The organism is Frankia sp. CeRuru1 (assembly GCF_977966315.1).
In genome coordinates this window covers 1-2,868 of sequence record NZ_CDWWEW010000509.1, presented here as the reverse complement: position 1 = coordinate 2,868, position 2,868 = coordinate 1, and the positions used below count along the sequence as shown (strand labels likewise).

4 protein-coding genes are annotated in these 2,868 nt (G+C 72.7%); 2 read left to right on the top strand and 2 right to left on the bottom strand.

Annotated features, from left to right (window positions below; all coding sequences use genetic code 11):
- Together AC08OP_RS23570 and AC08OP_RS23565 are read left to right on the top strand one after the other, a co-directional pair.
- A partial coding sequence (locus tag AC08OP_RS23570) for a hypothetical protein (RefSeq protein WP_476616172.1) occupies positions 1-349 on the top strand: 349 nt, incomplete at its 5' end.
- A 152-nt stretch (positions 350-501) separates the two neighbouring features.
- Positions 502-624: a hypothetical protein gene (locus AC08OP_RS23565; RefSeq protein ID WP_476616171.1), complete on the top strand. Its 123-nt coding sequence runs from the start codon at positions 502-504 to the stop codon at positions 622-624.
- A gap of 504 nt (positions 625-1,128) precedes the next feature.
- On the opposite strand, the gene AC08OP_RS23560 is transcribed toward AC08OP_RS23565, so the two are convergent.
- Positions 1,129-1,314, bottom strand: coding sequence for a hypothetical protein (locus AC08OP_RS23560; protein ID WP_476616170.1), 186 nt, complete (start codon positions 1,312-1,314; stop codon positions 1,129-1,131).
- A 345-nt stretch (positions 1,315-1,659) separates the two neighbouring features.
- Positions 1,660-2,613, bottom strand: coding sequence for a tyrosine-type recombinase/integrase (locus AC08OP_RS23555; protein ID WP_476616169.1), 954 nt, complete (start codon positions 2,611-2,613; stop codon positions 1,660-1,662).
- Positions 2,614-2,868 lie beyond the last annotated feature (255 nt).

The following is a 2,868-nucleotide window of genomic DNA, read 5'->3' as shown; positions in this document are numbered from 1 at the left end:
GACGCACCCCGGCCGCCCAGACCCGGCCGACGACGACGGGCCGGGCCCCGCCACCCACGTCGGCCACGTCGACCTGGAGGGCATCCCCCACGGCCTGCACGACCTCGGCATCTGGGAAGGCGCGACCGTCGGCGAGATCATCGATGTCCTGCAGCGCCTCCCGCGGGGCCTGGTGAGCACGGGGCAGATCAGCGGCGGTGCGGCGACGCATCTCGGGTTCGTCGCCCCCGAGGATCTCGACGCGGTCCTCGCGGCCTTCAACAAGCCCGGCCACGAGTACATCCACGAGGCGGTCGGTGCCTACCGGGCCCGCCGCACCGAACGTGAGGCGGACGGCCGGCAGCTGTAGACGCCACCCTGGCGCCCCCGGCCTGGACGGGTACGGGGGCGCGCGGTGCTGTCCGAGGAAAGGCCACCGAATGCCCAGCAGGATGCGCCGTTTCCTCCCCGGCGTGAACGCCGGGGTATCCACGGCGAGATCCCGGTGACCCGTCGAAGCTGGTGTGCCTCACCCACCCGACGGCCACGTTCCACCCGGACGGCCACCGGTTCGTCACCGCGGACGGCATCCCCGGCCGCTGCCCCGTCCACCATCCGCAGGCCCGGGTCAAGGAGCCGGCGTGACCGGCCTCGGCGACCAGGCCGCCAGCGACGACGCCGGCATCCCCGCATCGTGGACCGGTCTCAGGCACCGGTCCAGGACGCCAGTGCGGGCACGGCTACCTCGCAAGCTGGGGTCACGGCGGAGACGGGTGGCCGCGTAGTGGGTCAGGCCTCAGTCCTTCACGGTGTACGTGCGCCCGTTGCTACTTGCAGTAACTTTCGCGACGCCGCGAAGGTTACCCTCGGTTCCGCCGCTCACCGCGGGCGTTCGGAGCGATCTTGTCGGCGGCGACAAGATCGCGATCCGGGTCGCCTCCGGCGTTCGCGCTCACCGTTACCGACCTGTGACATCTTCCGGGCGCCCGGAAGATCGCGTTCCGGGTCTCCGCCGGAGTTCTCGCATGCTGCCCGCGCACGATCGACCGCGACGGCGAATCGCTCGTACTTCGGGTCCCCGACCGGTCCTCGACCGGCCGGGCCGTGCGCAGCAGGCCACGAGGCCTGGCGGAGCGTGTCGAACAGGCTTTACGCGGCCGGGTCCTCCGCCTCGCCGCGGCCGTCAGCCCGAAGCCGCACTTCGAGGTGCATCCGGATGGCGCTGTACCGACGGTCCCCCTCCGGGGACGACACCCTGATCACATCCATGACCTCGGCGAGCAAGGTCGCCGCGCGGACACACTGTTCCTCGCTGCCTTCGAGCCGAATCTTCATGCTGCCCATCCTCCGTGCGTGGTGTGCCGGCCCGGCAGCCCGGGCTCGCTGGCCCGTCCCGAACGGGAAACGCCCGGGGCCGAATCGCCGCAGAGCCATCCAGATCGGCGCCGGGCCGGCTACAGCCGGTCTCCCAACCTGAGACGCCGGTGCGCCTCCCGGGCACGCTCGTCCGCGACCGAGGCCCCATGACAATGTCAACGGTTCATCGGACCGCCCCACCGGCAACGCCGAGTCGACTGCGCATCGATGTTGACCTTGTCGGCTCCGGCAAGGTCAACGTCTCGGATCGACCACCCGTGATCACTTTCGCGGCGCCGCGGGAGTGATCACAGGCGGGTACGGCTACCCGCCGAGGAACGCCGACAAGGCGTACGTCCCGTGCCGGTCGAGGTTGCCGCGGGCCCGGTCGTAGCCCCTCGTCGTCCGCGGGTCGGCATGCCGGGCGAAGTCCTGGGCGTCCCGCAGCGAAGCTCCGGAGTCGAGCAGGAGCGTCACCGCGGTCGCGCGCAGCGAATGCGGGGACAGCCGGGTCTGCGGCAGGCCGGCACGGCACCCGAGCTGGCGGACCTTGCGCCACACCGCGGCCCGGTCGAGCCGGCGACCGGTCGCCGTGGCGAACAGCGGCCCGGTGGTGCGGCCGGCAAGGTAGGTGTCGAGGGCATGCCCGGTCGCCGGAGCGAGCACGATGACCGCGGCCTTCGCGCCCTTCCCCACCATGCGGATGATCCGGTGGCCGCGTTCGACGTCCAGGTCGGCCACGTCCAGGCCGATCGCCTCGGACACCCGCAGACCGTTGCGCAGCAACAGGCCCATCATCGCCTCGGTGCGCGGCCCGTCCGCGGCGGCGGCGGCGAGGAACGCCCGCGCCTCGTCGCGGCTCATACCGGGGGCCTGGTGGCGGTCGGTGGTTTTCGGCCGGCGGACCCGGGCGGCCGGCGAGGTGGCGATGACCCCCTCGTCGACGGCGTAGCCGTAGATGCTCGCGACGGAGGACAGTTTCCGGGCGATCGTCGTGGACGCCTGCCCGGCGGCCTCCAGGTCGCGGGCCCACCGGTCGAGGTGCTGGCGGCGGGCGGCCAGCGGATGCACCCCCCACCGCTCACACGCCGCGGTCCACTCGGCGACCCCGCGGCCGTAGGCCTCCCGGGTCCGCTCGGAGAAGCCGGAGTCGAGCCAGAGGGCGACGAGACCGGGCCACGGGTCGGCCGCGGCCTGGACGGGAACGAGCGAGGCCACCGGGTCGAGGATCTCGACGTCGACGGCCCCGGTGGACGGCGGAACGGGCTCAAGGATCATGAACCGGACCATACAACAGAATGCCTGTTCTGTTGTCTCCGGGGGTGACCGTGGCGCCCCGCACTGCCCCGTGGCGCCCCTATGCCGCCGGTGGCAGATTCGCCGGGCGGCGGCACGAGCCGAGGTACCGCTCGACGTCGGCGGCCGACACGAACACCCGCCTGCCGATGTACCAGGTCGGGATCCGCCGCTCCTCGACGAGCCGGCGGGCGTGCCGCTCGCTGATCGCCGGCCAGCGGGCCGGGATCTCCGTCC

Excerpts from the sequence above, each read along its gene's own strand:
- AC08OP_RS23560 (WP_476616170.1), bottom strand. The coding sequence starts at position 1,314 with ATGAAGATTCGGCTCGAAGGCAGCGAGGAACAGTGTGTCCGCGCGGCG.
- AC08OP_RS23555 (WP_476616169.1), bottom strand. The coding sequence starts at position 2,613 with ATGATCCTTGAGCCCGTTCCGCCGTCCACCGGGGCCGTCGACGTCGAG.